The following is a 6,416-nucleotide window of genomic DNA, read 5'->3' as shown; positions in this document are numbered from 1 at the left end:
GGCCACCCTGGATCTTCGCGCCGCCCTGCAGCTTGACGGTATCGTCCAGCTCGATGCTGCCCTTGACGGTGATGGCTGTGCCATCGACCGTCATCGCATCGAGCATCAGAGCCTGGAGGTTCTCGACCGTGACGAAGCCGGCGCTCAGCGTTGCCCCGCCGTCAATCGCGCTGTCGCCGGTGACGTCGATCGTACCTGGTCCGGCGATCGAGCCACCGCTGATCTCCGTGCCTGACACTGTCAGCGTCTGACCAGCATCGACCGACACCGTGCCGTGGTTGGTGACGATATCATCCAGCAGCGTCGCGGCGCCCTCGATCTCTAGCGTGCCGTTATTGACGATCGGGCCGCTTCCACCGACGGAGGAACCCTCCGAGAATTGCACCGGGCCGAGGGCAAAATCGTTCAGCGAATAGCTCGCGCTGGTCAGGATGAACTTGACCATGGCGATGTCAGCACTGCTGCCGACCAGGTCGATGAAGATCGCCGACCCGTCGCTGTTACCGTTGCTTACGCCGTCTTTGCTAACAGTACCGATTACGTTGCCGCCCAGATCATAGGCAATGATCTCGGCGGTGAAGCTTCCGTAGTAATCGGCCTGGATTTGCGCCCCCGCCGAAGAGACCGGCGCGGCGAACTTAATGGTGATGTCGGGGCCGGCCCCACGATCCCACAGCAGATGGGTTCCAGGCGCAAAATTCCCGAACCAGCCATAGCCTTGGTCACGCAGCTCAAAGGAACCGCCAGCGGAAGAGACCGTGCCGCCGGTGCCGTCGGTCGCGACGACCTGCTGCGGACTGCCGAGCACGGTGAATGACGTGCCGAGCTGCCCCCAGTTGAACTCCACCGTGGCGGGACTTCCGCCCTTGGGAGCGAAAACGCTCGAACTACCCTGGATCACCGCACCGCCGGTCAGCTTCACGGTGCCGCCGATCGTGATGCTGCCCTTGTCCGAGATCGTCGCGCCATCGACCGTTGCGGTATCGAGCGTCAGGGTTGTGCCCGCCTCGACTGTTACCGTGCTCGTGCTCAGCGTCGCGCCGCCGTCGATCTTGCTGGCACCGGTGACGTCGATCGTACCTGTGCCGTCGATGGCGCCGCCTGAAATCTCCGTGCCCGACAACGTCAGCGCTTGACCGCCGTCGACCTTGACCGTGCCGTGGTTGGTGACGACATCGTTAAGCAGTGTCGCCGCGCCTGAGATCTCCAGCGTACCGTTGTTGGTGACCGGGCCGCCCTGGATCTTGGCGCTGCCCTGGAGCTTGACGGTGTGATCGAGCTCGATGCTGGAATTGTCGGTGATGACAGAGCCCGAGACCGTGATGCCGTCCAGCGTCAGCTTTGCATCGGCCGTGACCGCGCTCGTGCTCAGCGTGGCACCGCCGTCGATCGTGCTCGCGACCGTGACGTCGATTGTGCCGGCGCCGTCAATGGCTCCGCCCGAGATCTCGGTGTTCGACAACGTCAACGTCTGGCTGCCGTCGACCTGCACCGTACCATGGTTGGTCACGACGTCGTTGAGCAGTGTCGCGGCGCCCGCGATCTCCAGCGTGCCGTTGTTGGTGACGGGGCCGCCCTGAATCTTGGCACCGCCCTGCAGCTTGACGGTGTCATCGAGCTCGATGCTGGCACTGTCGGTGATGACGGAGCCTGAGACCGTGATGCCGTCCAGCGTCAGCTTGGCATCGGCCGTGACCGTGGCGATGCTGAGCGTGGCGCCACTGTCGATCGTGCTGGTGCCGGTGACATCAATGTTGCCGGCGCCCTTGACGGTGCCGCCGCTGATCGTGGCGCCGTTCAGGGTCAACGCGGCATCGACAATGACGTTGCCGCTGGAATTATCGACAGTCGATCCCGGACCGATCGCGAGTGCGCCTGTGAGCACTTCGATGGTGCCGGCATTGGTGACGGCCTCGCCGTTCAGCGCATTGCCGGTGCCGGTCACGTTGAGGGTACCGTTGTTCGTCAGCTTGCCGTTGCTCAGCACCCCGTCGCCGGTGAGATCGATCTCGCCATTGTTCGTGACGGTACCACCCTTGGGGATGCTCGTTATGGTGAGCGTACCGCCGCCGCTGTCGCTCTCAGCATGGACCACCGGCGTTCCCGGGAGGATGGTAATCGCACTACCGTCGATCGTTGCACCATTGATAGTCAGCTTGCTGCTGACATCGATCTTGACGTCGCCGGCATTGTTGATCCGGGAGCCCTGGTCGATCGTCAGCGCGTCATGTGCAAATACTTCGATGAGACCGCCGGCGCTGTTGAAACCGGTTTCGCTGGCGAACTCCACCGCGCCCTTGACGTTGACCACGCCGGAATTGTTCAGCGTGCCGTTCTCGATCAGGTTGATGCCGTCGAGCTCCAGCGTGCCGGAAACATTGACCGTGCCGCCGTCGATCGTCACGGCGTTCGCGACCAGCGTCGCGAGGGAGCCGACCTGCACGGTCCCGCCGGCATTGGCAATGCCGGTATCCAGCGTCAGCGTGCCGCCGAAAAGGTTGATGGTGCCGGAATTGACGATGGTGGTCAGCGTGTCGATCACACCGCCCGCGTCCAGCGTCAGCGTGCCGGCGTTGGTGATCGTGGCGGTATTGGTAACGACCACGCCGGTCTTCGGCCTGGTGATCGTCTCGACATCGATCGCGCCGCCGACGAAAACGGTACCGTCTGCCGCATTGGTGAACTTCGCATCGGCATTGAGCGTGAGCGCGCCCGCGAGCGTCAACGTGCCGTGGTTGATCACCTGCGGCGCCGTGTGGTCCACCGTGGTGTCGTAATCGTCCATCGTCAGCGACTTGCCGAAGGCCGCGACGTCGATCGTGACGGGGTAGGACGGCGTCAGACCGTGCAGCTGATCGGTAATGACGATAACATCGTCGTTGCTGGTCGGGACCGTGCCGGTTTCCCAGTTCGCGGCGTCCTTCCAGAAACCGCCCGAGGGCTGGTTCGTCGCGATCCAGACCACCGCCGGGGCGTCGGTGCCTGTGATCTTGACGGTGATGGTCTGCTGCGAGGTCGCATTGTGCTCGTCAGCGACCGTCACGGTGTAGACCAGCGTCAGCACTTCGCCCTTGGGGATGAAGTCGGCGAGGTAGACGGGCAGATCGGCCAGCGACCAGTTGATGGTGCCGGTGCCAGTGCCGGTTGAATCGAGGCCGCCCGCGATCGCAACCGACATGGCGCTCTGGAACGCGGCAAGCGGACCCGGCGGCACGGTGGTGCCGTCCGGCAGGCTCGCGCCGGTCAGCGCCACGGATACGGTGTGGGTGTCGGTGAGGTCGACATCCGTGAAGGTGAGGGTGCCAGTGGTCGGAACGTTGGTGGTGAGCGGCCCGCCCGGCACGCTGGTGCCACCCGAGAAGGTGATCGTCGGCACGCTGGTGGTGATCACCGGCTTGTCGTTGGTGCCGGTGACCGTGATGGTGATCGGGAGCTGCCTGGTTTCGGGCTGGACCGAGAAATTGTTGTTGACGCTGACGATGTAAGTCACCGTCAGCGTTTCGCCGTCGGCGAGGAAGTCGAAGGCGTGATCGGGGATCGTGTAGGTTAGGGTCGCAGAACCGTTGTTGTTGTTGCCGCCGTCGGCGACGACAGCGATCTTGATCTGCGTCGCCGCAATATCCTGCTTCTGGAGCGCAGTGAGCGAGGCGGTGACGTCGTGATGGCCGGAGTCCGTATAGGTTAATTTTGATGGATCGAGGTCCACCGACACCGTCGGCCGGTCGCCCAGGTTCTGGTCGACGAAGTTGACCCGGAAGATGATGGTGTCGGCAGGCACGGCATCGCCGGTGGTGTCGGCGCGGTCGCCGGTCGCATGCGCGTGCTCCGTCACGGCGAACGCGGTCACCACGTTGCCGTTGCCATCGAGGACGCTCGCGAAGGGTGCGCCGGGAATACGGTCGACCCCCTTGTCCGACCCGCCCTGCGCCAAATTGCCACCGGTGTTGACCGGATTGACGAAGGTCGCAGTCGCGGTGGCGCCGGTGTCCGTCTTGATCAGGACAATGTCGCCGTTCTGCGTGATCGAGTCGGTAGAGTTGTTGGTGAGCTTGGTGTTGGTGTTGTTGTCGGTGAACTTCAGCGTGAACACGTCGTTGATCAGCTTCTGCACGTCAGGCGACAGCAGCGCATTGGTGACCGAGACGTTGCCGCCGCTGATCTGGATCATCTGGCCGGCCTGGTTGACCGTCGCGATCGGCAGCAGCGTCAGCTTGTCGAACAGGATGTAGGAGCCGGTGGTGCCGTTCGGCTCGACCAGCACCTGGAAGTTCGCCTGCGGCTGCGGATCACCGCCGCCCGCGGGAACGACGAAAGCGATCTCGGTCAGCACCGCCGTGCCGCGGATGCCCATGGTGGCGACCGGCGTGTCGATCTTCATGTCGCCGTGCTTGGCGGTCTCGCCGGCGACGAAGGTGATGGTGCCCGCGACCAGGCTGAGCAGCGAGGAATTGTTCGACCCGTTGGGGTCGTAGACCATCTCGTTCAGCACCATCCGCGCGTTGGAGGACAGGCCGAACACGGTGCCGTCGATGAAGGTGATGCCGAGCGTTGAGTCCGAGCCGGTCGAGACCACGTCGCCCTTCTCGACGTTGTCGCCGTTATTGAGGATGACCGAGACGCCGTTGCGGACCACGGTCGCGCTGCCGGTCAGCTTGGTGACATGACCGATGACCTGCGCCACGGCGGCACCGGGCGCGGCCTGCGCGACCTGGACGTAGCCGGTGAGCGCGCTGACGATGTCGCCGGTGAGATGCGCGCCGTCGGGCGAGGCGATCGCCGCGCGCTTGTCGCCCCTAAAATAATCGTGAACGACGACATCGTGGCCGTCGTGCGAGAGCACGAGATCGAGGCCCGCGCGCTTGAACTCGCCGTGGAAGATCAGATTGGGGTCGGCGATGACGACCGCGCCGTCAGGCACGTGGCCGTGTGCCTTGGCGGTAAACGAATCGACGTGATCAGAGGCGGACGAACGAAAGCCCTGGCCATCCAAGGTGAGCGCGGCGTCAAATTTGCCAGCGTAATTCAACCGGGCACCGTGAAAAGTGTTAAAATCTAAGTAAGTATCGATCGCCTAAGCTTGCATAGCATTACCAAGTCCCTAGCGAAACCATCTATTGCTTGTGTGATTTCGTATCACTTGGCGGTGGAAGCCTATGCCTACGGCGACATCCCAAGATAAACTGAAGTATATCTTCCAGAGATTTCGCGTAAATCGTCGCTTTCTCAAGTCTATCTTCCACTAGATTACGTATTCCAACATATTAACCATTCATCGGATACTTGTGTCATCTTTTCTTCGTAGTACCCCGCGCCATACTGCGGCAAATACGGAGCTAAATCTGTGACCCAGCTAACAGAACCCGTGAAATTGCTGGTCATTAGCCATAGAAGCAGAATCGCTTCCCACAACTTCCGACTGCAATCCCGTCAGTCTCGCGGCAGCGCCCCTGATTTCGCCGGCCTGTAAAATTTTATGGAGTCCGGGAAGGGGCGGTTGAGCGTGCCCCACGCTAGTCGGCCCCCTGCCGCGCGCGTTAAGCAGAACAAAACGGCCCATCTCGCACTATCTCCGCGAAAGCAACAATCCCGGCACGTTCAGGTCGAGGGGGACCTGGCGAAGCCGGATAGGGGATGTCAGATGGAGACCGCTGCTCGCTCGCGCGCCTGGCGCGCTATCCTTGTGCTGTGCGGACTGATCCTGTTCGGATCGGCCGCCGATCTTCGCGCAGCCAGTTTGCTGTCACCGGGCGCAGGCGCGCTCATACGCAAATCTGCCGAGCCGTTCGGTGTGTTCGCTTTCGCCATTTCCAGCGGAGGCATGCGGCAGAAATGGCTTGGACTGAAGGAGAAGCTCGACGACGACATGGTGCAGCTGGCGCTGTGCGACGGCGACCGCGACAATTGCGCATCGCCCGCGGCGCTGAAGCTGCTCGCCATCGTCGACGAGGCCCGCACCCGCGACGGCCGCGCGCGGCTCGGCGAGGCCAACCGCGCCATCAACCTCGCCATCCGCGCCGAAAGTGACGGCGCCGAAGATATCTGGAGCTCGCCGCTGGAGACCTTCCAGCGCGGCGCCGGCGATTGCGAGGATTACGCCATCGCCAAGCTGGCCGCGTTGCGGCTTGCCGGTGTCGCCGCCGAGGACCTCCGCCTCGTCGTGGTGCGCGATATCCGCAACGGCGAAGGACACGCCATTGCCTCCGCAAGGCTCGACGGCCACTGGCTGATGCTGGACAACCGCCGCATGGCGATGGTCGAGGATGACGACGCGCGCAACTATCAGCCGCTGTTCGTGCTCTACCAGTCAGCCGTGCTGAGATATGTCGGCGAACCCGTGCGGCTCTCGGGTGTCGACAGCCAGCGCGTGTCGACCGGGGCGCATTGATCCATCGGGGCTCCGGCCCTTCACGTCAACC

At 63.1% G+C, this 6,416-nt stretch carries 2 protein-coding genes; one reads left to right on the top strand and one right to left on the bottom strand.

From position 1 onward, the window contains the following. Nucleotides 1-5,026 (bottom strand): beta strand repeat-containing protein (locus XI06_RS06395; RefSeq protein WP_442869412.1); only part of this gene is annotated, 5,026 nt, incomplete at its 3' end. Nucleotides 5,027-5,638: 612 nt separating this feature from the next. On the opposite strand from XI06_RS06395, the gene XI06_RS06390 reads away from it, so the two are divergent. Further along, nucleotides 5,639-6,385 carry a transglutaminase-like cysteine peptidase gene (locus XI06_RS06390; protein ID WP_271604846.1) on the top strand — a complete coding sequence of 249 codons (747 nt, stop codon included), beginning with the start codon at nucleotides 5,639-5,641 and terminating at the stop codon, nucleotides 6,383-6,385. Nucleotides 6,386-6,416 lie beyond the last annotated feature (31 nt).

Origin of the sequence: Bradyrhizobium sp. CCBAU 11434 (assembly GCF_028128895.1) — a bacterium.
In the GTDB taxonomy this organism is placed as follows: domain Bacteria; phylum Pseudomonadota; class Alphaproteobacteria; order Rhizobiales; family Xanthobacteraceae; genus Bradyrhizobium; species Bradyrhizobium zhengyangense.
The sequence above is the reverse complement of the archived record's forward strand: the minus strand, read 5'-3'. Positions and strand labels throughout refer to the sequence as shown.

Bases quoted from the DNA above. Each gene is read 5' to 3' on its own strand.
- XI06_RS06390 (WP_271604846.1), top strand. From the start codon at position 5,639: ATGGAGACCGCTGCTCGCTCGCGCGCCTGGCGCGCTATCCTTGTGCTG.